The sequence below is a fragment of the Streptomyces sp. NPDC012474 genome (assembly GCF_042955185.1).
In the GTDB taxonomy this organism is placed as follows: Bacteria; Actinomycetota; Actinomycetes; order Streptomycetales; family Streptomycetaceae; genus Streptomyces; species Streptomyces cahuitamycinicus.
On record NZ_JBIBEP010000009.1, the window covers coordinates 175175 to 197869 of the forward strand.

Here is a 22695-nt window from a genome sequence, read left to right on the forward strand (position 1 = left end):
TCGCTCGGCACGGGGGCCTCGTCGAGGGCAGGGGGCAGCACGCGAGCGCACGCGGCGTCGCGTCCACCGGCCCATTCCACGAGGCCCGGACGTCGGGGCACACCGGCCGGTGGCCGGGTGCGCTGTCGGCAGGTCCTCGGACTGACACCCATGCGCATATACGGGCATGGGTACACCGTTGCGGGACAGTTCCGGATTCGCACCGGATTCCCCTGCGGCGGCAGCGAGCATGAGCATACATCTTGTGTTGGGTTCCGGTGACACCCCCAGATGTTGTGTCGCGGTGGTTTCAGGGCGTCAACTCCACGCGACAGCGGGCCGCCGTGAATCCTTCTCACGGCGGCCCGCTGCGGGCTGTGTGGGGTTGTTCCGCGGCTTCCCGCGCCCCTAGTGGGCGCTACCGGCTGTGGCAGGCGGGAGTTCGACCTCGACCCCCGGGTCGCCCGCGTCGGCCGTGTAGTCCTCCGGCTTGGTCTCGTCGATGCCGTCGGGGGCCTTCAGGGCCCTCAGGACGAAGGTCAGGACCACCGTCACCACCACGTTCAGGACGAACGCCGTGAGGCCGATGTAGCCGATCTCCCCGATGCCCGGGATCTCCTTCGCGGAGCCGCCGAAGTGCTTCTGGGTCGGGGAGGCCACGCCGTACGCGGCGACCGTGCCGTAGACCATGCCGACCGCCCAGCCCGCGAGCAGGGCCCAGCGGTGGAACCAGCGGGTGAACAGGCCGCCGACCAGGGCCGGGAAGGTCTGCAGGATCCAGATGCCGCCCAGCAGCTGGAAGTTGATGGCGACCGTCTTGTCCATGGTGAGGACGAAGGCCAGGGCGCCGACCTTCACCAGCAGCGACACCAGCTTGGAGACCTTGGTCTCCTGCGCGGGAGTCGCGTCCGGCTTGATGAAGTCCTTGTAGATGTTGCGGGTGAAGAGGTTCGCGGCCGCGATGGACATGATGGCCGCGGGCACCAGCGCACCGATGCCGATCGCCGCGAACGCCACGCCCGCGAACCAGTCCGGGAACATCGTCTCGAACAGCTGCGGGATCGCCAGCTGCCCGTTCTGCACCTTGATCCCGGCCGCGATCGCCATGAAACCGAGCAGGGCCAGCAGACCCAGCATCAGCGAGTACAGCGGCAGGATCGTGGTGTTGCGCCGGATCACCTCACGGCTCTTCGAGGAGAGCGTCGCCGTGATCGAGTGCGGGTACATGAAGAGGGCCAGGGCGGAGCCCAACGCCAGCGTGGCGTACGTCCACTGACCCGCCTCGGCCGGCACCAGCGAGCCGCGCGGGGCGCCCGTCGCCGGGTTGGTCTGGCTGTACGCCTCGCTCGCCTTGGCGAAGATGTCGTCGAAGCCGCCCAGCTTGATCGGGATGTAGATGATCGCCACCGCGATGACGATGTAGATCAGCGTGTCCTTCACGAACGCGATGAGCGCGGGGGCCCGCAGACCCGACGAGTACGTGTACGCCGCCAGCACGCCGAACGCGATCAGCAGCGGCAGGTCCTTGATGAACCAGTTGGTGTTCTCGCCGCCGCCGACGCCCATCACGTCCAGCACGGCCTGGATGCCGACCAGTTGGAGCGCGATGTAGGGCATCGTCGCCAGGATGCCGGTGAGCGCCACCGCCAGCGACAGGCCCTTCGAGCCGAAGCGGCCGCGCACGAAGTCGGAGGTCGTGACGTAGCCGTGCTTGTGGGACACCGACCACAGGCGGGGGAGGAAGGTGAAGATCAGCGGGTACACCAGGATCGTGTACGGCACCGCGAAGAAGCCGGCCGCGCCCGCCGCGTAGATCGCCGCCGGCACGGCGACGAAGGTGTACGCCGTGTACAGGTCGCCGCCGAGCAGGAACCAGGTGACCCAGGTGCCGAACGAGCGGCCGCCCAGGCCCCATTCGTCCAGGCTGTGCTCGTTCTCGGCCTTGCGCCAGCGCGCGGCCAGGAAGCCCATGACCGTCACGGCCAGGAAGAAGAAGATGAAGACGCCGAGTGCGACGCCGTTCACACCGTCGTTCACTGCGACGCACCGCCCTTCGCGGCCGAGCGGGCGCGCTGGTCACGCTGCCAGAGCTTGTAGGCGATCACCGTCAGGACGGTGGAGATGGGCACCCACGCCATCTGGTACCAGTAGAAGAACGGGATCCCGATGAAGACCGGGTCGGTCTTGGCGTACGAGCCGACCCACAGCATGGCCACGAACGGCGCTATGAGGCAGACGGCGATGACGACGCGCATGGGCGTCACCACCGGCCCTCTGCTGACTTCCGGCGGTTGCGACATCAGGCGGCTCCGTCCCCTTGGTGATCACCCGTAGTGCGCAGGCAATCTAGGTCAGGGTGCGGCGACAGCGGAACCCCTCGTCCGCAATGCGGTACCCAACCGAAACCAGGCTCCAGCAGCGACGAAGGCCCTGCCGGCGCCGCTAGTCGACAGGGCGCTTCAGGCGGGCCACGAACTTGTAGCGGTCCCCCCGGTAGACCGACCGCACCCACTCCACCGGCCGGCCGTCCCGGTCCAGGGAGTGGCGGGAGAGCATCAGCATCGGCAGGCCGACGTCCGTGCCGAGGAGGCCGGCCTCTCGCGGGGTGGCGAGGGACGTCTCGATGGTCTCCTCGGCCTCCGCGAGGTGGACGTCGTAGACCTCGGCCAGCGCCGTGTAGAGGGACGTGTACTTCACCAGCGAGCGGCGCAGCGCCGGGAAGCGCTTCGCGCTCAGGTGGGTGGTCTCGATGGCCATCGGCTCGCCGTTGGCCATGCGCAGCCGCTCGATGCGCAGTACACGCCCGCCGGGCGTGATGTCGAGCAGCCCGGCCAGGCGGTCGTCCGCCGTGATGTAGCCGATGTCCAGCAGCTGCGAGGTGGGTTCGAGGCCCTGGGCGCGCATGTCCTCGGTGTACGAGGTCAGTTGCAGCGCCTGCGCGACCTTCGGCTTGGCGACGAAGGTGCCCTTGCCCTGGATGCGTTCCAGCCGGCCCTCGACGACCAGTTCCTGCAGAGCCTGGCGCACGGTCGTGCGCGAGGTGTCGAACTCGGCCGCCAGGGTGCGCTCGGGCGGGACCGGCGTGCCCGGCGCCTGCGTCTCCGTCATGTCGAGCAGGTGCTTCTTCAGGCGGTAGTACTTGGGCACGCGTGCGGTACGGACGGGCACCCCGTTCTCGTTCTCCGCACTGCTGACGTCGGTGCTCATGCTCCGCCTTCCCGGCTCGGTCTGCCGACACGATCCCACTTGTATACCGTCGGCGCCTCTTTTGGTCTAGTCCACCATTCCCTGTGGTCTACCCGCAGTATGCCGTGTCCACCGGGGTTTTCGCTGGGTTCTTACTTAAAGGTTCTTGCATATGTAGGTCGCATAACGGCTGGTCAGGGCGGTATCGGGAGCCTTGACAGGCTTCGTGGTCTGGTCCAAGCTCCCCGTACTGGTCTACACCATTGGTCCAGGCCCGGCCCCACGTTCACTGCGGGGAGCCAGGGGGGTTGTGGGATCCCTGAGGAGGGTGGCGTGAAGCGCAAGCTGATATCCGCGATCGGTATCGCGGGCATGGTGGTCTCCATCGCGGCGTGCGGGGGCGACGGCGACGGGGGTTCCGGCAAGGGCGCGGACGCCAAGGAGCTGACCGTCTGGCTCACCGTCGACGCCCAGAACAACTGGCCCGAGCTGGTGAAGGCCGCCGACGCCGCGGTGAAGAAGAAGCACCCCGGCCTCAAGATCGAACACGAGTACTACGGCTGGCCCGACAAGAACGCCAAGCTCGACGCCGTCCTCGCCACGGACAAGGCCCCCGACGTGGTCGAGATGGGCAACACCGAGATGCTCGGCTACATGGTCAAGGGCGCCTTCGCCCCCCTCGACCAGGCGGCATTCGACAACTCCGACGCCTGGCTGGACGGGCTCAAGGCCTCGGTCACCTACGAGGGCAAGACCTACGGCGTGCCGTACTACGCCGGCGGCCGCGTCGCCAACTGGCGCAAGGACGTGGCGGCGTCGGTCGGGGTGAAGTCCACGCCGAAGACGTACCAGGAACTGACCGACGCCCTGGACAAGATCCAGAAGAAGCAGGGCGACAAGTACAACGCGTGGTACCAGCCCACCCGCGACTGGTACGCGGCCATGTCCTTCGTCTACGACGCCGGCGGCGCCATCGCCACCGAGTCGGGCGGCCGGTGGAAGGCCTCCCTCTCCTCGCCCGAGTCCCTCAAGGGCCTGAAGGAGTTCAAGAACGTCGTCGACACGTACATGCACGGCGACAAGACCAAGGACGAATCCGACCGCTACATCGTCTACGGGCAGGGCAAGTCGTCCATGATCTTCGCCGCGGCCTGGGAGGGCGCGACCGCCGAGGACCCGAAGAACGACAAGACCGGCAAACTCAAGGGCAACCTCGAGAACTTCGTGATGCCCGGCCCGTCCGGCAAGAACATGCCCGTCTTCCTGGGCGGCTCCGACCTCGCCGTGCCCGTGAAGTCCGACGCCCAGGCGCTGGCCGCCGAGTGGATCAACGCCTTCACCGGCGCCTCCGGGCAGAAGGGCCTGATGGCCAAGGGCAACCTGCCCAACAACAAGACGGACCTCGCCACCCTCAAGAACGACCCGAAGACGGCCGTCCCCGCCACCGCGGCCGAGTCCAACTGGTTCGTCCCGATGGCCCCCGGCTGGGGCCAGGTCGAGAAGGCGCAGATCCTGCAGACCATGCTGCAGAGCATCGGCACCGGCAAGAAGTCCGTCGAGGCCGCCGCCGAGGAGGCGGACGCCGCGATCGACAAGGTCATCAACACCAAGTGACCTTCGGGCTGGGCCCCACCCGGTGGGGCCCAGCCGTCGTCAAGACCTGAGGGACCGCCGAGGAGCGCGCGATGAGTGCCGCAGACACCCACATCCCTGCCAAAGTGCCGCCACCGCGGCAGGCACCCCCGCCACCCCCCGACAACCGGCGGCCCCGCGGGCCGCGCACGTCGGGCGGGGCCGCGGTCCCCTGGCTGCTGCTCGCGCCCTGCCTGCTGATCCTCGCCCTGGTCATGGGCTATCCGCTGGCCCGCCTGGTCACCCTGTCCTTCCAGAAGTTCGGGCAGTCCCAGCTGTGGGGCTTCCAGCCGGCCGAGTCGGTCGGCTTCGACAACTTCGCCAAGGTGCTCGGCGACGGCGAGTTCTGGGCCGTCGTCCTGCGCACCATCGTCTTCGCGGGCGGCGCCGTCGTCCTCACGATGGTGATCGGCATGGCGCTCGCCCTGCTGCTCCAGCGGGTCTCGGGCTGGCTGAAGGTGCTCATCAACATCGTGCTGGTGGCCGGCTGGGGCATGCCGGTGATCGTCGCGACCACCGTCTTCAAGTGGCTCTTCGACTCGGACTACGGCGTCTTCAACGCGCTGCTGAGCAAGCTGCCCGGGGTCGACATGGTCGGCCACAACTGGTTCGCCAGCGGGCCCGAGGGTCTCGCCGTGATCATGCTGCTGGTGGTCTGGGGAGCCGTGCCCTTCGTGGTCATCACGCTCAGCGCCGGCCTCACCCAGGTCCCGAAGGAGTTGGAGGAGGCCGCCCGCCTGGACGGCGCCGGCTCCTGGGGCGTCTTCCGCTATGTCACCCTGCCCGTCCTCAAGCCGATCATCGTGATGCTCACGACCCTGTCGGTCATCTGGGACATGGGCGTCTTCCCGCAGGTGTTCGTCATGCGGGGCGGCCACCCCGAGCCGGAGTTCCAGGTCCTCAACACCTACTCCTACGACCGGGCCTTCGTCGTCAACGACTACGCCCAGGGCTCGGCCATCGCGCTGATCACCGTCCTGCTGCTGCTCGGCGTGGTCGCCGTCTACATGCGGCAGATGCTGAAGATCGGAGAGGTCGAATGAGTACGCTCGCCGGAGCCGGCCGCCGCAGGTCGCGGCTGGGCTGGAACCTCCTGGGCCTCCTGGTCTTCGTCACCGCCGGCTTCCCGCTCTACTGGATGCTCAACACCGCGTTCAAGCCCGCCAAGGACGCCATCGACGCGGACCCCAGCCTGCTGCCGACCGGCATCACCCTCGACAACTTCGGCCGGGCACTGGACATCTCCGACTTCTGGGGTCCGGTCGGACGCAGCATGGTGGTGTCGCTGGCGGTGGTCGTCATCGGCATGGTGGTCGGGCTGCTGGCAGCGCTCGCCATCTCCCGGTTCGCCTTCCGCGGACGCAAGATCGTGATCGTGGGCATCCTCGCGGTCCAGATGGTCCCGCTGGTCGCCATGATCATCCCGGTGTTCCTGCTGCTCAACGACCTGGGCCAGTACGACCGCCTCACCGGCCTCATCATCACGTACCTGACCTTCATCCTGCCGTTCACGGTGTGGACGCTGCGGGGCTTCATCGTCAACATCCCGAAGGAACTCGAGGAAGCGGCCATGGTCGACGGCTGCTCCCGCACCGGCGCCTTCCTCCGGGTCGTCTTCCCACTCCTCGCCCCCGGCATGGTCGCCACCTCGGTCTACGGTTTCATCCAGGCCTGGAACGAGTACCTCTACGCCCTGATGCTCCTCAGTCAGAAGAACCAGACCGCGACCGTCTGGCTCGGCAACTTCACCACCAAGCACGGCACCGAATACGCCCCGATGATGGCCGGAGCCACGATGATGGCCGTGCCGATCGTCGCCCTCTTCCTCCTCGTCCAGCGCAAGATGGCCGCGGGCCTGACCGCGGGCGCCGTGAAGGGATGACCTCACCCGATGACGACACTCACCAGCGGCACCGACACACTCACCCGCGACGCCCTGACGGTCCTCCAGCCCGGCTTCACCGGCACCACCGCCCCCGACTGGCTGCTGCGCCGCCTCGGTGAGGGCCTCGCCTCCGTCGGACTGTTCGGCCGCAACATCACCTCCCCCGGCCAACTGGCCGCCCTGACCGCCCAGCTGCGGGCCGAGCGCGACGACGTCCTCGTCGCCATCGACGAGGAGGGCGGCGACGTGACCCGCCTGGAGGTGCGCAGCGGCTCCTCCTTCCCGGGCAACCACGCCCTCGGCGCGGTCGACGACGTGGAGCTGACCCAGCAGGTCGCCCACGAACTGGGCCGCCGCCTCGCCGCCTGCGGCGTCAACCTCAACTGGGCCCCGTCCGCCGACGTCAACTCCGACCCGCGCAACCCGGTCATCGGCGTCCGCTCCTTCGGCGCCGACACGGGCCTGGCCGCCCGTCACACCGCCGCCTACGTGACGGGTCTGCAGTCCGCCGGGGTCGCCGCCTGCACCAAGCATTTCCCGGGCCACGGCGACACGGCCGTCGACTCCCACCACGCCCTGCCCCGCATCGACGTCTCCGCCGAGCTGCTGGGCGAGCGCGAACTGGCCCCTTTCCGCGCCGCCATCGCCGCGGGCACCCGGGCCGTCATGAGCGCACACCTCCTGGTCCCGGCCCTCGACCCCGAGCGCCCGGCCACCCTCTCCCGCCGCATCCTCACCGGCCTGCTCCGCGAGGAACTCGGCTACGACGGCCTCATCGTCACCGACGGCATGGAAATGCGTGCCATCGCCGGCACCTACGGCATCGAACGCGGCAGCGTCCTCGCCATCGCCGCCGGTGCCGACGCCATCTGCGTGGGCGGCGGCCTCGCCGACGACGCGACCGTACTGCGCCTGCGGGACGCCCTGGTCTCGGCCGTACGCGCGGGCGAACTCCCGGAGGAACGCCTCTCCGACGCCGCCGACCGCGTACGGGCACTGGCCCGCTGGGCGAGCACGGCGGGCCACCCGGCCGAGGACACCCACGGCACCGGGATCGGCCTGCACGCCGCCCGCCGCGCCCTCACCGTGACGGCCGCGCCCGGCCTCGGCGACCCCACGGCCTTCAAACCCCTCACCGAACCGCCCTACGTCGCCGCCCTCACCCCCGTCGCCAACATCGCGGTCGGCGACGAGACCCCGTGGGGCGTCGCCGCCGAGCTCATCCACCTCCTGCCCGGCACCGTGACCGGCGGCTTCTCCGCCGGAGACGGCCCGGAGAGCGAGGCCGGGGAAAGCGCCGCCCGCGCGGCCCTCCAGGCCGCCGGACCGCGCCGCATCGTGGCAGTCGTCCGCGACGAACACCGCCACCCCTGGATGGCCTCCGCCCTCGACGTCCTGCTGGCCGCCCGGCCCGACACCGTCGTCGTCGAGATGGGCGTCCCGCAGGCCGCGCCGCGGGGCGCCCTGCACATCGCCACCCACGGCGCGGGCCGCGTCTGCGGCCGGGCGGCGGCCGAGGTGATCGCCGGGAACACGGGCATGTGACAGCGCGGTCCGGACGGGACTTCGCGAACCCCCTCGCGGGCACCCTCTTCGCGCCGATGAGGTCCGGCCCGGGCCAAGTCACCTCCCTCGACCGCCGCAACGGCGTCGCGGGACGCCGCCCGGCACGGGACTCACGGAGGACTCACGGAGGACGCCCTGACGACCACCCCGGACGACCCCACCACCGCGCCACCCGGCAGACCGCCCGTGGTGGACCGGGCCACCCGGCAGGCCGACGAGTTGCTGGTCCGCGAGAAGGCCCACATCCGCGAGGGCGACGCCCTGACCGCGGCCCGCCGCCGGCTCCCGATGGTGCCCGACGGCACCGCCGAGGTCGTCGGACCCGACCGGCCGCCCCGTAGCGCAGCGGACCCGCACCCCCGGCGCGACCCTGTGGAGAGCCTCGGCCGGCAGGGTCACCACCACGGACCCGGCCTCGCCCACAGCGGCGACAACCAGACTGTGGTTGTAAACATGCCTCCGAATGTAGTACTTCTTATACATGAGCGAGCAGGTGCACAACAGGCTGGCCGTGGTGCGCGCCGAACACAAGGTGTCGCGCCAGAGCCTGGCCGAGGCAGTGGGAGCCCACTACCAGACCATCGGCTACATCGAGCGGGGGCAGTACAACCCGAGCCTCGACCTGGCGCTGAAGATCGCGAAGTTCTTCGGTCTGCCGGTCGAGGCACTGTTCTCCCTCGAACCGTTCCGGCCGCTCACGGACGAGCTCTACGGGAGGAAACAGCCATGACGACGACACGCCTGACCCGTTACGACCGGAGCATGCTGCGGCTGATGAACGACCGCCGCGCAGCGGCCTGGTACGCCACGGCAGCACGCCGCCGCCTGGCCGTCGCCGCCCATGTCACCCTCACCCTGGCCCTCGGCGGTCTGATGACCCACATGTTCCTCGCCGAGGGCGAGCCGCTGTGGACGGTGGCCGTGATGGCGGTGCTGCTGTTGCCCTGGATGGTCGCGACCGGCGTGATCAACGGCGCCACCCGCGGCCTGCTGGAACTGCGCGAACGCGCGCTGGACGAGCGCCAGTCGGCTGATCGCAGCCGCGTCCTGGCCCGGGCCCACCGTGTGACGACGCTGCTCCTCGCGGCAACGGCCGTCTCCCTGCTGATCACCGGCGGGGCCGCCGGAGACGCCCCGAAGGCCTATGCGGCACCCCTGCTCATCGCCGTCCTCGTCGTCCACTGGGTGATGCCCCTGTGGGTGGCCGGCTGGCTCGCCCAGGACGAGCCGGCCGACGACGACGTAATGGAGCCCAGCGCCCTGGGCCGCTGACGCCCGTTGCTCGGGGCGGGCCGCAGGGGAGCGACTGCACTGCCCGGTCCGGCCGGAGGTCTCAGATTCCCTGCCACTCCGGCTTGTTGGCATAGGTGTGCCGGAAGTAGTCCGCCAGCTTCAGCTTCGATGCGGCGGCCTCGTCCACGACGACGGTCGCATGCGGGTGGAGCTGGAGCGCGGACGCGGGGCACACCGCGGCGATCGGCCCTTCCACCGTCGCCGCGACCGCGTCCGCCTTGCCCTCGCCAGTGGCGAGCAGCACCAGATGCCGGGCCTCCAGGATGGTGCCGATGCCCTGCGTGATCACGTGATGCGGCACCTGGTCGATGTCACCGCCGAAGAAGCGCGCGTTGTCGATGCGGGTCTGCTCGGTCAGCGTCTTGATCCGTGTCCGCGAAGCCAGTGACGAGCACGGCTCGTTGAACCCTATGTGCCCGTCGGTCCCGATCCCGAGCAGCTGAAGGTCCACACCCCCGGCGTCCGACAGTGCCTTGTCATACGCCTCGCACGCCCCCTGCACGTCCTCCGCCGTGCCGTCCGGTCCTGTGAACTGGTCCATCCCGATCCCCAGCGGCTCCAGCACCTCGCGCCGCAGCACCGAGCGGTAGGACTCCGGGTGATCGGCGGGCAGCCCCACATACTCGTCGAGCTGCGCGATCCTCGCCCGCCGGACGTCCACGGCACCCGAGCGGACCTGCGCCGCCAGCGCCTCGTACACGGGCAGCGGCGTCGAGCCGGTGGCCACGCCCAGCAGGGCGCCGGGCCTGCGGCCAAGCAGCTTGGCCATGGCCTCGGCGATGAGCTCGCCGCCCGCCTTGGCGTCCGGAACGATGACAACTTCCACGCTGGGCCTGCCGATCTGGGAGGAATGCTCAACTGGGACCGGACCCGGAGGGGTCGTGTGGTTTAGACCAATCTAACAGAGCGGTCCCGTCCGTCCCAGGGTGAGAACCGCCGCTCCCACGCGGCCAAGGTCGGCGTGCCGACCAGGTCGGCGGGGGGTGAACCACCGATCCGCGAAAGGAGCGGATATGCCGATTCGAGGCCCTCCTGGTGGGCGCTGCCCGGCCCGGGGGAGTGGAATGGGGTCTGCAGTCGCCCGGCCCGCCCCTGGAAGGACCCGCCATGACCGCCGCCGCCACACCGGACCCCGTCAGCGAGCTCCCGGGCCGGACCATGGCCCGTGAGATGGCGGAGCAACCCGCCGTCATGCGCCGGATCCTGTCCGAGGGTGCCCCCGCCATCCAGGACGTCGCCCGGCGGATCGCCGCCCGCGCGCCCCGCTTCGTACTGCTGACCGCCCGCGGCACCTCCGACAACGCCGCCCTGTACGCCAAGTACCTCCTGGAGATCCGGCTCGGCCTGCCCTGCGGGCTCACCTCGATGTCCACCACCACGGCCTACGGCGCCCGGCCCGACCTCACCGACGTCCTCGTCGTCACCGTCAGCCAGTCCGGCGGCTCCCCGGACCTGGTCGCCTCCACCCGGGCCGCCCGGGAGGCCGGCGCGATCACGCTGGCCGTCACCAACAACGCGGACTCACCGCTCGCCGGCGTCTCCGAGTACCACATCGACATCATGGCCGGGCCGGAGAAGGCGCTCCCCGCGACCAAGACCTACACCGCCTCCCTTCTCGCTCTCTATCTCTTCGTCGAGGGCCTGCGCGGCGGCGACGGCGCGCCTGCGCAGATACTGCCGGATCTCGCCGCGCAGTTGCTCGCCCGGCAGGACGAGGTGCGCACCCTCGCCGCCCGATACCGCTTCGCCGAGCGCATGGTGATCACGTCCCGCGGCTACGGCTACCCCACGGCCAAGGAGGCCGCCCTCAAGCTGATGGAGACCAGCTACATCCCCGCCCTCTCCTACTCCGGCGCGGACCTGCTGCACGGACCGCTCGCCATGGTCGACAACGTCTCCCCGGTCATCGCCGTGGTCACCGACGGCAAGGGCGGCGAAGCGCTCCAGCCCGTCCTGGACCGGTTGCGCGGCCGCGGCGCCGACCTCGTCGTCATCGGCCCCAGGCATCAGGTGGAGCAGGCATCGGCCGGCTTCGTCCTGCCCACGGACGATGTGGCCGAGGAGGTCCAGCCCATGCTGGAGATCATCCCGCTCCAGCTCCTGGCCTACGAGGTCACCGTCGCCCGTGGCCAGGACCCGGACGCGCCCCGGGCGCTGGCGAAGGTGACGGAGACTCGCTGAGGCCGGGGAGCTACGGGCGTCAGCGCGGGCGGCAGGGTGGCGGCTGGGTGAGCGGCGGCCGTGGTCCGGCCGTCAGAGACACCGTCTCCTTCGGCCGCCTTGGCCTCCACGGCGGTATGGCGTGCGTGCCTCCATGGCATGGGAGGGCGTGCCTCCACGGCGTGGCGTGCGTGCCTTCCCGGCTGGGCGTGCGTGACTTCCCGGCTGGGCGTCGCGTCCGCAGCGCATCCCACCGCCGTGTCACCGCTTCCACAGCGCATCCCACCGCCTGGTCACCGCTTCCACAGCGCTCGACCTGGCCTCGGCAGCCCCTACCCCCTGCCCGCCCGTAAAGGGCTGGCTATGTGAGCGAACCCCCTGTCACATCCACCCAGCTCCCCGTCACCCATCGCCCCCCGTCCGACACCAGGAACGCCACCACGTCGGCGACCTCGGCGGGCTCGCCCACGCCGCCCAGCGCCGATATCGCCGCGGCCTTCGCCCAGCCGTCGGGGCTGCCGTGGAGCAGTGCCGCCGTGTTGTCCGTGTCGATGATCCCCGGGGCCACCGAGTTCACCGTGATGCCCCGGCTCCCCAGCACCTTGGACAGGTCGCGCGAGAAGACGTCCAGCGCGCCCTTGGTCATCGCGTACGCCACGTTGTCCGGCATCACCGCCGTCCGGGCCAGCCCCGACGAGATGTTGACGATCCGGCCGCCGTCCCGCAGGCGGGTCAGGCCGTGCTTGAGGATGAAGAACGGCGCCTTCACGTTCACCGCGAAGGCCTCGTCATACTCCCACTCCTCCAACTTCCCGATCGGCCGGGTGTTGCCGATCGCCGCGTTGTTGACCAGGATGTCCAGCCCGTCCGCGTGCCGGTCGAATTGCTCCCACAGTGCCAGGGCGTCCCCCGGTACCCCCAGCTCCACGCCCACCGCGAACGCCGAGCCCCCGGCCCTTTCGATCGCCGCGACCGTCTCCTTCGCCGCCGTCTCGTTCCTGCCGTAGTGCACCGCGACCCGAGCGCCGTCGCGCCCCAGCCGCTCGGCGATTCCTCGCCCGATGCCCCTGCTCGCCCCCGTGACGAGTGCCGTCCTGCCCGTGAGCACGCCCATGGCGGCGCCCCCTCATTTTTCTAGTGGTCGCTACAGAAATGACCGTACATCAGCCGTCCGTCATTTCTCTAGTGCCCGCTATAAAATGCACCCCATGGTGAACGACGACGGAACCGCCAAGGCCTCGACCGGGCCTGACACCGACAGTGCGGGAGCCGCTCGAGGTGGCAAGGCCAGGACCAAGTCCCGCGGCCGCCCCCGCTCCTTCGATCGCGAGACCGCCCTGGAGAAGGCCCTCCTCGCCTTTTGGGAGCACGGCTACGAGGCCACGTCCGTTTCCGACCTCACCCGCGTCATGGACATCGGGGCCCCCAGCCTGTACGCGGCCTTCGGCGACAAGCGGTCCCTCTTCGAAGAGGTCGTCCGCATGTACGGCACGAGGCACGGATCCTTCACCGACCGCGCCCTCGCCGAGGAGCCCACGGCGCGGGCCGCCGTCGAGCGCGCCCTGCGCGAGGCCGCCACCGCGTACACGGAACCCGGCCACCCGCACGGCTGCCTGGTCGTTCACGCCGCGACGAACTGCTCGACCCCCGAGGTGGAGAAGTCGCTGCGGGACCGCCGCAACGCCAACATCGCCGCGATCGAGAGCCGTATCCGGGCCGATGTCGCCGCCGGTGTGCTGCCGCCGGCCACCGACGCCGCCGCCCTGGCCCGGCACGCCGGAGCGATGATCCAGGGGATGTCGCAACAGGCGCGCGACGGGGCGAGCCGGGAGGAACTGGAGGCGGTCGCGGAAATTGCCCTCTCCATCTGGCCCCGCACAGGAACCCACACGGGTTAGGCTGCCTGCCGGACGACAGTGCGTCCGACGTGTCGCGGAAATGACAACAACGAACAGCCTCCAACGCATGGACACCCATAAGTGGTCTAGTCCACAAGGCGTAGCGAGAGCGCGTGTGCACGCGCACCAGCCTCCGTCTTCCCCGCACAGGAAGGCGGACCGAGGAACCGAGGCTCTCTGCCCTGACTGCCCCGGCTCCTCATCCTCGGCCGACCGGGACCGCACACCCCACGGCCGATGCTGCTCCGGGCTGCGGTGCCGGGAGGGTTGAGGGTCCCTCTCAGGCGCCGCGGCCCGCGGGTGTTTCAGGGCCGTACGAACCCCCGGGTACGCTCGCACACGTGCCCTCCATGAACGAACTCGTACGCCAGCACACCGCCCTCGACGACACCGATCTCGAGTGGCTGCACCTGCTGGTGTCGGAGTGGCAGCTGCTCTCCGACCTCTCCTTCGCCGACCTGGTCCTGTGGGTCCCCACCAGCGACGGCACCCGGTACATCTCGGTCGCCCAGATGCGCCCCAACACCGGTCCGACCTCGTACCAGGACGACATGGTGGGCCACCTCGTCCCGCGCGGCCGCCGGCCGATGCTGGATGTAGCCCTCGACGAAGGCCGCATCGTGCGCGAGGGCGACCCGGAGTGGCGCGAGGAGGTCCCCGTCCGGGTCGAGTCGATCCCCGTACGGCGGGAGGGGCGTGTCCTCGGGGTCATCGCACGCAACACCAACCTCCTCACCGTGCGCACCCCGAGCCGCCTGGAGCTCACCTATCTGCAGAGCGCCTCCGACCTCGCACAGATGATCGCGGCCGGGTCCTTCCCGTTCGCGAACCAGCAGCTCGACATGGACGCCTCGCCCCGCGTGGGCGACGGCCTGATCCGGCTCGACGCCGACGCCATCGTCCAGTACGCCTCCCCGAACGCCCTGTCCGCCTACCATCGGCTCGGCCTCGCCTCCGACCTCGTCGGCCAGCATCTGGGAAGGACCACCGCCGAACTCGCCCCCACCCGGGGCCCGGTGGACGAGGCGCTCGCCAAGGTCGCCAGCGGCTGGGCGCCGCGCGAGTTCGAGATCGAGGCCAGCGACGGGGTCATCCAGTTCCGGGCGATCCCGCTCAAACCGAAGGGCACCCGCATCGGTTCCCTCGTCCTGCTCCGTGACGTCACCGAACTGCGTCGGCGAGAGCGTGAGTTGATCACCAAGGACGCGACGATCCGGGAGATCCACCACCGCGTCAAGAACAACCTCCAGACGGTGGCGGCGCTGCTCCGTCTGCAGGCCCGGCGCATCGAGTCCGACCGCGGGCGCGAGGCCCTCGAAGAGGCGGTGCGGCGCGTCGGATCGATTGCGATCGTGCACGAGACGCTCTCCCAGAACCTGGACGAGCGGGTGGAGTTCGACGACATCGCCGACCGCGTGCTGGCCATGGTCGCGGAGATCTCCCCGGGCAAGGTCGCAGGCCGGCGCACCGGCCGCTTCGGCATTCTCGACGCCGAGGTCGCCACGCCGCTTTCGATGGTGCTGACCGAGGTGCTGCAGAACGCGCTGGAGCACGGTTTCAGCGAGGGTGACACCGGCAGGGTCGAGGTCTCGGCGGTCCGCGGCGGCACGAACAAGGAGGCCCGACTGCTGGTCACGGTCCAGGACGACGGGGTCGGCCTGCCGGAAGGGTTCGATCCGCACACCGCCGGAAATCTCGGCCTGCAGATCGTGCGGACCCTGGTGGAGGGGGAGTTGGGCGGCACCTTCGACATGGTGCCGGCCCCGGAGCGTGGCACCCGTGTGATCCTCGACATTCCGGTGCGGTCACAGAAGTAGCAGGGTCGGTGCGCCGCATAAGCAGCGGGACCCGAAGCCCTGCCCCAGGGGCCGGAAAGCAATGAGCCCCGGGCCACCAAGTGGCCCGGGGCTAAAGCTCGTTGCTGCTTAACTAAGCGCATCGGGGGAACTGCGCGCTGCGGCTCGGGGGCGGGAGATGCGTACTCGCTGTCAACGAAGTAATGCCGACAGGCACACGCGCCGCCAAGCTCAGGCTGTCAGCAGGGGTGGGTTGTCAGGCGGAGGCCTGACGAGCCCGGTTGCGGGCGGCGCGGCGCTTCATGGCGCGGCGCTCGTCCTCGCTGAGACCACCCCAGACGCCGGAGTCCTGGCCGGACTCGAGCGCCCACTGCAGACACTGCTCGATCACCGGGCAGCGACGGCAGACGGCCTTGGCTTCCTCGATCTGCAGCAGCGCAGGACCGGTGTTGCCGATGGGGAAGAAGAGCTCGGGGTCTTCCTCGCGGCAAACGGCGTTGTGACGCCAGTCCATGGCTGCTACCTCTCCTTGGTATTACGTGCAGGGCTTGCTTGTGAATGTGAACGCTTTCACGAATCCCTCAACAAGTGAAGGGCCGACTGCCAGGTTCCCCGGCGAAGGTCCTGTGAGTTGAAGAGGGGTTCTGGTGATCAGTGGAGGCCGGTGTTGCGGGCCGTCTCGATCGCCACGTAGAGACTCGCAAACCTCAGCGGCGGATACAACCCCTTCTGGAAAGTTTTTTTTGATTCTTCGGTGTCGACTAGGTCACAGCCGTACTTCCATGGGGTGGATCCTGGCCTAAACGTTCGAGTGAAAGGACTTTAGCCAGTTCTGCTCACACAATCACACGCAGTGCACGGCGTACGCCTGTGAACGTCACGCTTGTTCGCAGCCCCAGGTGGTCGCCGTCCATCTGGAGGGGGAGGGGGACCTTCGAATGCAAGGTGAACTCTGTCAAGTCGTGCAGAGAGGTGGCGTGCTTGCCATGGGGTCCACGCTCGGGGGACGAAGTGAGCAACTGGGTGCCATACCGGGCAACAGCCGCGGTGGACAGACGGCTGAGACCGAAGAGATCGAGGCCGGTATCGAACGAGGCTTTAGGCGCCGCGTAGATCGGGCGATTCCCCAGAAACGTCCACGGTGAGGTGTTCGAGACTATGGACAGCACCAGATCGGTGACCGGATCCTCGCCGGCCCGCTCCAGTGTGATCGTCCCGTTGCGGCGGTTCGGTTCGCCGAGGAGCTGGCGTACGACCTGGCGTACGTAGAGAGCGTGTGTGGATTTCCGCCCGCGCTCGCGATGCTGCTCCACACGACCCACCACACCGGCGTCGAAGCCGAGCCCGGCGTTGAAAGTGAACCACCGGGACGGCACCGCCTCGTCCTCCGTGCCCGGCGTGCCCGAGGCCAGCCCGAGGCCGACGGTCCGTTCGCTGCCGTCGCGCAGGGCGTCCAGCAGCGCGCCGGTGGCCTCCACGGCGTCGTTGGGCAGCCCCAGGGCGCGGGCGAAGACGTTGGTGGAGCCGCCCGGGACCACGGCGAGGCCAGGCAGCTGCTCCGGGGCGGGGCCGGCGTGCAGCAGGCCGTTGACCACCTCGTTGACCGTGCCGTCGCCGCCGAGGGCCACCACCAGATCGATGTCGTCGCTGTCCGCCGCCTGCCGGCCCAGGTCGCGAGCGTGACCGCGGTACTCGGTGGTGACCGCCTCCAGCTTCATCTCGCTGGCGAGCGCATGGATCAGTACGTCGCGTGTGCGCGCGCTCGTAGTGGTTGCCGCCGGATTGACCACGAGAAGTGCACGCATGACTGGCAGCGTACCTACTGGGTGGTACCGGGCCCATACCGAGGTAGTGATCAGGTAAGAGAGCGGAGGTGAACCGCGCCCCAGAGGCGTGTACGACGGGGGCTACTCTTCAGGGGTGAGCAGTGAGCAGACCCCCATCACCGAGACAAATCCCGGCCCCCGCCCCCGGCGTCTGATGTACGCCGCGCTGCTGGCCGCACTGGAGGGACTCGCGCTGGTCGTCGGAGGCGTCTGGATCCTCGTCCTCGGTCTCACGGGCCATCCGGACGACCGGCAGCAGGCCGTGACCGGAGGTATCACGCTGGTCGTGCTCGCGCTGCTGCCACTGCTCGCCGCGCGCGGGCTGCTCGGCCGCCGCAGCTGGAGCCGCGGCCCGGCCGTGATCACCCAGCTCTTGGCGCTGCCGGTGGCCTACAACCTGCTGCAAGCCGACAGCATGGCCATCCCGGCCGGGATCGCCCTCGCCGTCGTGGCCGTCGCATCGCTCGTCCTGCTGGTGAACCCCGAGACGACCCGGGCCCTCGGGATCCGCGGGCCCGGCAACCCCGGCAATCTGGAGAAGTAGGCGTCACTCCTCGACGAGGAGCTTCTCCCGCAGCTGAGCCAGCGTGCGCGCCAGCAGCCGGGAGACGTGCATCTGCGAGATGCCGACTTCCTGCGCGATCTGCGACTGGGTCATGTTGCCGAAGAACCGCAGCAGCAGAATCCGCTTCTCACGCGGCGGGAGATCCTCCAGCAGCGGCTTGAGGGACTCCCGGTACTCCACGCCCTCCAGCGCCTCGTCCTCCGCGCCGAGGGTGTCCGCGACCGCCGGAGACTCGTCGTCGGTGTCGGGGACGTCCAGGGACAGCGTGGAGTACGCGTTGGCGGACTCCAGGCCCTCCAGGACCTCCTCCTCCGAAATCGCCAGCTTCTCTGCGAGCTCGTGAACCGTGGGAGAGCGGCCGTGCAGCTGCGAGAGCTCGGCCGTGGCCGTGGTCAGCGCCAGGCGCAGCTCCTGCAGCCGACGCGGGACGCGCACAGCCCAGCCCTTGTCGCGGAAGTGCCGCTTGATCTCGCCGACGACCGTCGGGGTCGCGTACGTCGAGAACTCCACGCCGCGGTCCGGGTCGAATCGGTCGACCGACTTGATGAGGCCGATGGTGGCGACCTGGGTGAGGTCGTCCAGCGGCTCCCCGCGGTTGCGGAAGCGGCGCGCGAGATGCTCCACGAGCGGCAGATGCATCCGGACCAGCTGGTTGCGCAGCTCCGCGTACTCGGGGCTGCCGCTGCTCAGGGTGCGCAGCTTGAGGAACAGCTCGCGCGCACCGCTGCGGTCCGGAGAGCGGTGCTGCGCACCTGGTGCGTGGTGTGTGCGCGGCGCCTGATCCTCGGAGTCTCGCTCGTGCTCGCTCATCGTCCCGCCCGTCGCCCTTCCCCGAGCCCTCGCCTCCTCCGCCACTCTCGACTCCTCGCGAGTGGCGGGACCCCCCTGGGCCGGGGATGCGGCGATCCCTCCGCCCGGAGGCGCGCTCCGCACGGCGCCGTCCCGGTCAGGCCGCCCGCCGCCCGGGAGGACGGCCTCCGTGGAGTCGTCCTCGGGGTGCGGGCGGGCCTGCTCGGGGATGCCGTCGATGCCGTCCGCCATGCGCCGGGCACCGCTCGGGCCGCTCGTGCCCGTGCCCCCGGCCGGCAGCTCTCGTGTGCCGCGCTCTTCGTCCCGCACCGGCCCGTCCTCGCTCCTCACGCCGGCCCGGGTCCCGCGCCGCGCTGTTTGTAGAGGCTGATCGAAACGGTTTTGTCCTTGTCCACGGCGGAAGAGACCTTGCCCGCGAGGGCGGACAGGACCGTCCAGGCGAAGGTGTCCCGCGACGGGGCATGGCCATCCGTGGTGGGCGCCGAGACGGTGACCTCGAGTGAGTCGTCGACGAGGCGGAAGACACAGCTGAGCACCGAGCCGGGCACGGCCTGCTGAAGCAGGATCGCGCAGGCCTCGTCCACGGCGATGCGCAAGTCCTCGATCTCGTCGAGGGTGAAGTCCAAACGGGCCGCGAGACCGGCCGTGGCCGTACGCAGCACCGACAGGTAGGCCCCCGCGGCCGGCAGCCGGACTTCCACGAAGTCCTGGGTCGCGGGCTCGCCTGCGATCTGGGACACCCTCACCTCCATGGTGGTACAAGCGTTTCAGGGCCGAGGGTCGCCCCCCGGGGTAACGCGATACGTGGTTCAGCGGTGACGCTATCGCGCTCTTGACGGTCCTGTCCCCGGGACCCCAACCCCTTGTCGTCACTCACAGTAAACCTGTGGATACGCTCCGTGTCTAGGGGTCGGGCGGGCCCAAATGGGAAGAGCGCGCGCCGGGTTGACGTACCCAGACGTCAGACGGCTGAACCGTCCGGCGCCGGGGTCCTGTCGTGTCACACCAGGACATGGTCGACGAAGCACCAGCGCCAGGTTTCTCCGGGTTCGTGGGTCCGCATCACGGGGTGACCGGACTCCTTATGATGCTCCGCCGCGTGCCGTCCCGGCGAGGAGTCGCAGCAGCCGACGTGACCGCAGCTGAGGCACAGCCGTAGTTGCACCGGATCCATACCCTCCGCCAAGCACTCCGGACACGTCTCGCTGAGCGGGCCGGGTTCGGGGTGCGGCAGCGCGTCGGCGTGCGTGCACTGTTTCATGATTGCCAGGTTACGACGGTCAGGCGGAAGACCGCGTCGAAAACCGAGGGCGGGCGAGAACGATGGACGTGATGCCACTGCTGCTGCTCGTGGCGGGCAGTGCCGCGGTCGCCGGGGCAGCGCGGCGTACCCCGGTACCGGCGCCACTGCTGCTGGTGGCCGTGGGGCTGGCGGTCAGCTACGTCCCCGGGGTGCCCGACTACACGCTCGACCCGCACATCGTCCTGCCGCTCATCCTGCCCCCGCTGCTGCACACGGCCGCCACCGACAGCTCCTACCTCGACCTGCGGGCGCAGCTGCGCCCGGTCGCCATGCTGTCCGTCGGGTACGTGCTGTTCGCGACCTTCGTGGTCGGCTGGGCCCTGTACGTGATCGTGCCGGACATGCCGCTGACCGCGGCCCTGGTGTTCGGCGCGGTGGTGGCGCCCCCGGACGCGGTCGCGGCGACGGCGGTGGCCCGGCGGGTCGGACTGCCGTCGCGCATCACCACGATCCTCCAGGGCGAGTCCCTGCTGAACGACGCGACCGCGATCACCGCCTACCGCGTGGCCCTGGCAGCCGCCGTCGGCGAGGGTGCGACCTGGGCCGGGGGCATCGGCGAGTTCCTGCTCGCGGCGATCGGCGGTGTCGTGGTCGGTCTGCTGCTGATGGCGCCGATCCACTGGCTGCGCACACACGTGAAGGAGGCGCTGCCGCAGAACACGCTCTCCCTGCTGATCCCCTTCGTCGCGTACGCGACCGCCGAGCAGGTGCACGCCTCCGGTGTCCTCGCGGTCGTGGTCGTGGCGCTCTACCTGGGGCACCGCGCGTGGGAGGTCGATTTCGCCACGCGCCTGCAGGAGGAGGCGGTCTGGAAGATGGTCGCCTTCGTCCTGGAGTCGGCGGTGTTCGCCCTGATCGGCCTGCAGCTCCCGGTGGTCCTGAAGGGCCTCGGGGAGTACGAGGGCGTCGAGGCGGCCTGGTACGCGGTCGCCGTCTTCCTGGTCGTAGTAGCGGCCCGGTTCGTCTGGGTGTACCCGGCCACCTTCCTGCCGCGGCTGCTGTCGGCACGGGTGCGGGAACGGGAGCAGAACCCGAGCTGGAAGGGGCCGTTCATCGTCGCGTGGGCCGGGATGCGGGGCGTGGTCTCACTGGCCATCGCCTTCTCGATCCCGCTCACCATGCACGACGGCGAAGAGCCCTTCCCACAGCGCAACCTCATCCTCTTCCTGACGTTCACGACGGTCATCGGGACCCTGGTCGTGCAGGGCCTGACACTGCCCCCGCTGATCCGGCTGCTGAAGTTCCCCGGGCGGGACGCGCAGACCGAGACGCTCGCCGAGGCCAACGCCCAGGCGCAGGCCTCCCGGGCCGCCGAACGGCGCCTGGACGAGCTCCTCACCGACGAGCGCAACGCCCTGCCCGCCCCGCTCGCCGACCGGCTGCGCATCGTCCTGGAGCGGCGCCGCAACGCCGTCTGGGAGCGACTCGGGCAGGCCAATCCGATCAGCGGGGAGTCCGTCGACGACACCTACCGGCGGCTGGCGAGGGAGATGATCAGCGCCGAGCGCGAGGTGTTCGTCAAGCTCCGGGACGGCCGCCACATCGACGACGAGATGCTGCGGACCCTGCTGCGCAGACTGGACCTGGAGGAGGCGGCGGCCTTCCGGGAGGCGGCGTGACGAGGGTGCGGTACCTCAGGGGGAAGGCAGCGACACCTCAGGAGAAGGGGCGGCCGGTGACCACGGCCGCCACCGCCGTCCCACGCGGGAAGGCGCCTTCACCGGCCAGGGTGACCAGCCCGTACAGCAGCTTGGCGACATACAGGCGTTCGACGGGCAGGCCGTGCCGCTGCTCGAAGTCCGCAGCGAAGGCGTCGAGCTCGGCGGGCACGCGCGCGTAGCCGCCGAAAGGGAAACGGTCGTCCAGGCTCCAGGTGCCGCGCCGGCCACCGAAGGCCTCATGCTGCAGCGCTTCCGTCTCGGCGGTCAGGAAGCCACCCGCGAGTACCGGCACGCCCAGGGCGCGCTGGCCGGGAGCGAGACCGGCGGCCAGCCCCGCGAGCGTTCCGCCGGTGCCGCAGGCCACGGCGACGGCCTCGACGCGCCCGCGCAGTTCGGCGCCGAGCGCCCGGCAGCCCCGCACCGCCTCGGCGTTGCTGCCGCCCTCGGGGACGACGTAGGCCTCCTCGGCGTCCGCCGCGCGCAGGATGCCGGCCAGGGCGGGCGGCTCGGACTTGCGGCGGTACGTCGACCTGTCGACGAAGTGCAGCCGCATCCCGTCGGCCGTGCAGCGGGCCAGGGAGGGGTTGAGGGGCCGGCCGGCCAACTCGTCGCCGCGTACGACACCGATCGTGGGGATGCCGAGCAGCCGGCCGGCCGCGGCCGTCGCGCGCAGATGGTTGGACCAGGCTCCGCCGAAGGTGACGATGGTCCGGCCGGCCGCCGCTGCCACGTTCGGCGCGAGCTTGCGCCACTTGTTGCCGATCAGCTCCGGATGGATCAGATCGTCCCGCTTCAGCAGCAGCCGCACGCCCCGGCGCTCGAACCGGCCGTCCACGACCTCCTGCAACGGCGAGGGAAGACGGGGGCGCAGCGCGGCGGGTCCGGGAGTGTCGGGGCTGGTCACCGGGCCATTGTCACCCGGAAAGCGTGGGGGAGGGGGCTCGGGTACTGACGCCAAGTTCTGGGGACGGGCACCCGATCCGGCGTGCGGACGCGGGTGTCTTCCGACGCCGTGACGGGCCCCCTCTGCCCAGCGACGCAAAGATCCATTCCCGCTCTTTCGTGTAATAGCACCGCGACGCCGAGTGAGGAAGGCTTGCTCGTGCACATCGATGCCCGGGGCGTATGGGCGTCG

22 protein-coding genes, 1 pseudogene and 1 riboswitch are annotated in these 22695 nt (G+C 70.0%); of the genes and pseudogenes, 12 read left to right on the top strand and 11 right to left on the bottom strand.

The features are described 5' to 3' along the window. Positions 1-109 precede the first annotated feature (109 nt). A riboswitch (cobalamin riboswitch) is annotated at positions 110-244 on the bottom strand. Positions 245-387: 143 nt separating this feature from the next. From mctP to ACFY9S_RS21265, 3 genes are all read right to left on the bottom strand, one after another. Further along, positions 388-2016: a monocarboxylate uptake permease MctP gene (gene mctP, locus ACFY9S_RS21255; RefSeq protein WP_391130801.1), complete on the bottom strand. Its 1629-nt coding sequence runs from the start codon at positions 2014-2016 to the stop codon at positions 388-390. After that, positions 2013-2279, bottom strand: coding sequence for a DUF3311 domain-containing protein (locus ACFY9S_RS21260; RefSeq protein ID WP_391130804.1), 267 nt, complete (start codon positions 2277-2279; stop codon positions 2013-2015). The genes mctP and ACFY9S_RS21260 overlap by 4 nt, the downstream gene beginning before the upstream one ends. Before the next feature lie 142 nt (positions 2280-2421). Then, positions 2422-3186, bottom strand: a complete 765-nt coding sequence (locus ACFY9S_RS21265; RefSeq protein WP_102908809.1) for a GntR family transcriptional regulator — start codon at positions 3184-3186, stop codon at positions 2422-2424. Positions 3187-3498: 312 nt separating this feature from the next. Between ACFY9S_RS21265 and ACFY9S_RS21270 the strand changes: the two genes are divergently transcribed. The 7 genes and pseudogenes from ACFY9S_RS21270 (at position 3499) to ACFY9S_RS21300 (ending at position 9520) form a co-directional block, all read left to right on the top strand. After that, positions 3499-4779 carry an extracellular solute-binding protein gene (locus tag ACFY9S_RS21270; RefSeq protein ID WP_391130807.1) on the top strand — a complete coding sequence of 427 codons (1281 nt, stop codon included), beginning with the start codon at positions 3499-3501 and terminating at the stop codon, positions 4777-4779. A 71-nt stretch (positions 4780-4850) separates the two neighbouring features. Next, positions 4851-5840, top strand: coding sequence for an ABC transporter permease subunit (locus ACFY9S_RS21275; protein ID WP_391130810.1), 990 nt, complete (start codon positions 4851-4853; stop codon positions 5838-5840). Continuing rightward, the gene (locus ACFY9S_RS21280) at positions 5837-6679 is read left to right on the top strand and encodes an ABC transporter permease subunit (protein ID WP_391130813.1); all 843 of its coding nucleotides are present in this window, start codon (positions 5837-5839) and stop codon (positions 6677-6679) included. The genes ACFY9S_RS21275 and ACFY9S_RS21280 overlap by 4 nt, the downstream gene beginning before the upstream one ends. A 9-nt stretch (positions 6680-6688) precedes the next feature. Next, on the top strand, positions 6689-8227 hold the full coding sequence (locus ACFY9S_RS21285) for a glycoside hydrolase family 3 N-terminal domain-containing protein (protein ID WP_391130816.1): 1539 nt from the start codon (positions 6689-6691) through the stop codon (positions 8225-8227). A 156-nt stretch (positions 8228-8383) separates the two neighbouring features. Beyond that, positions 8384-8581, top strand: a pseudogene (locus ACFY9S_RS21290) (DUF899 family protein); the annotation flags it as partial. Positions 8582-8729: 148 nt separating this feature from the next. Further along, positions 8730-8978 (top strand): helix-turn-helix transcriptional regulator, encoded by a 249-nt coding sequence (locus ACFY9S_RS21295; protein ID WP_102908814.1) that lies wholly within the window; start codon positions 8730-8732, stop codon positions 8976-8978. After that, positions 8975-9520, top strand: a complete 546-nt coding sequence (locus ACFY9S_RS21300; RefSeq protein WP_391130819.1) for a hypothetical protein — start codon at positions 8975-8977, stop codon at positions 9518-9520. The genes ACFY9S_RS21295 and ACFY9S_RS21300 overlap by 4 nt, the downstream gene beginning before the upstream one ends. A 61-nt stretch (positions 9521-9581) precedes the next feature. Here ACFY9S_RS21300 and nagB read toward each other — a convergent pair whose 3' ends face one another. Then, entirely contained in the window at positions 9582-10367 is a 786-nt protein-coding gene (nagB, locus tag ACFY9S_RS21305; protein WP_391130822.1) for a glucosamine-6-phosphate deaminase, read from the bottom strand. Between the two features lie 281 nt (positions 10368-10648). On the opposite strand from nagB, the gene ACFY9S_RS21310 reads away from it, so the two are divergent. Then, complete coding sequence (locus ACFY9S_RS21310) at positions 10649-11722, top strand: SIS domain-containing protein (RefSeq protein WP_391130825.1); 1074 nt, start codon at positions 10649-10651, stop codon at positions 11720-11722. A gap of 340 nt (positions 11723-12062) precedes the next feature. Here the strand turns inward: ACFY9S_RS21310 and ACFY9S_RS21315 are convergent, their stop codons facing one another. Next, complete coding sequence (locus ACFY9S_RS21315) at positions 12063-12815, bottom strand: SDR family oxidoreductase (protein WP_391130827.1); 753 nt, start codon at positions 12813-12815, stop codon at positions 12063-12065. A gap of 94 nt (positions 12816-12909) precedes the next feature. On the opposite strand from ACFY9S_RS21315, the gene ACFY9S_RS21320 reads away from it, so the two are divergent. Continuing rightward, the gene (locus ACFY9S_RS21320; protein WP_391130830.1) at positions 12910-13599 is read left to right on the top strand and encodes a TetR family transcriptional regulator; all 690 of its coding nucleotides are present in this window, start codon (positions 12910-12912) and stop codon (positions 13597-13599) included. Positions 13600-13949: 350 nt separating this feature from the next. Next, complete coding sequence (locus tag ACFY9S_RS21325) at positions 13950-15416, top strand: histidine kinase N-terminal domain-containing protein (protein ID WP_391131183.1); 1467 nt, start codon at positions 13950-13952, stop codon at positions 15414-15416. A 235-nt stretch (positions 15417-15651) separates the two neighbouring features. Here ACFY9S_RS21325 and ACFY9S_RS21330 read toward each other — a convergent pair whose 3' ends face one another. Then, complete coding sequence (locus ACFY9S_RS21330) at positions 15652-15909, bottom strand: WhiB family transcriptional regulator (RefSeq protein WP_003992873.1); 258 nt, start codon at positions 15907-15909, stop codon at positions 15652-15654. A gap of 322 nt (positions 15910-16231) precedes the next feature. Next, on the bottom strand, positions 16232-17200 hold the full coding sequence (locus ACFY9S_RS21335) for a diacylglycerol kinase family protein (RefSeq protein ID WP_391130833.1): 969 nt from the start codon (positions 17198-17200) through the stop codon (positions 16232-16234). Between the two features lie 115 nt (positions 17201-17315). On the opposite strand from ACFY9S_RS21335, the gene ACFY9S_RS21340 reads away from it, so the two are divergent. Beyond that, positions 17316-17765: a hypothetical protein gene (locus ACFY9S_RS21340; protein ID WP_391130835.1), complete on the top strand. Its 450-nt coding sequence runs from the start codon at positions 17316-17318 to the stop codon at positions 17763-17765. Between the two features lie 3 nt (positions 17766-17768). Here the strand turns inward: ACFY9S_RS21340 and ACFY9S_RS21345 are convergent, their stop codons facing one another. The 3 genes from ACFY9S_RS21345 to ACFY9S_RS21355 all read right to left on the bottom strand — a co-directional run bounded on the left by ACFY9S_RS21345 (position 17769) and on the right by ACFY9S_RS21355 (position 19857). Continuing rightward, positions 17769-18905: a SigB/SigF/SigG family RNA polymerase sigma factor gene (locus ACFY9S_RS21345; protein ID WP_391130838.1), complete on the bottom strand. Its 1137-nt coding sequence runs from the start codon at positions 18903-18905 to the stop codon at positions 17769-17771. Positions 18906-18922: 17 nt separating this feature from the next. Further along, complete coding sequence (locus tag ACFY9S_RS21350; protein ID WP_003992877.1) at positions 18923-19336, bottom strand: hypothetical protein; 414 nt, start codon at positions 19334-19336, stop codon at positions 18923-18925. A 260-nt stretch (positions 19337-19596) separates the two neighbouring features. Continuing rightward, the gene (locus ACFY9S_RS21355; RefSeq protein WP_053672413.1) at positions 19597-19857 is read right to left on the bottom strand and encodes a UBP-type zinc finger domain-containing protein; all 261 of its coding nucleotides are present in this window, start codon (positions 19855-19857) and stop codon (positions 19597-19599) included. Positions 19858-19919: 62 nt separating this feature from the next. On the opposite strand from ACFY9S_RS21355, the gene ACFY9S_RS21360 reads away from it, so the two are divergent. Continuing rightward, positions 19920-21518 (top strand): Na+/H+ antiporter, encoded by a 1599-nt coding sequence (locus ACFY9S_RS21360; protein WP_391130841.1) that lies wholly within the window; start codon positions 19920-19922, stop codon positions 21516-21518. A gap of 37 nt (positions 21519-21555) precedes the next feature. On the opposite strand, the gene ACFY9S_RS21365 is transcribed toward ACFY9S_RS21360, so the two are convergent. Then, entirely contained in the window at positions 21556-22464 is a 909-nt protein-coding gene (locus ACFY9S_RS21365; RefSeq protein WP_391130843.1) for a pyridoxal-phosphate dependent enzyme, read from the bottom strand. Positions 22465-22695: the final 231 nt, after the last annotated feature.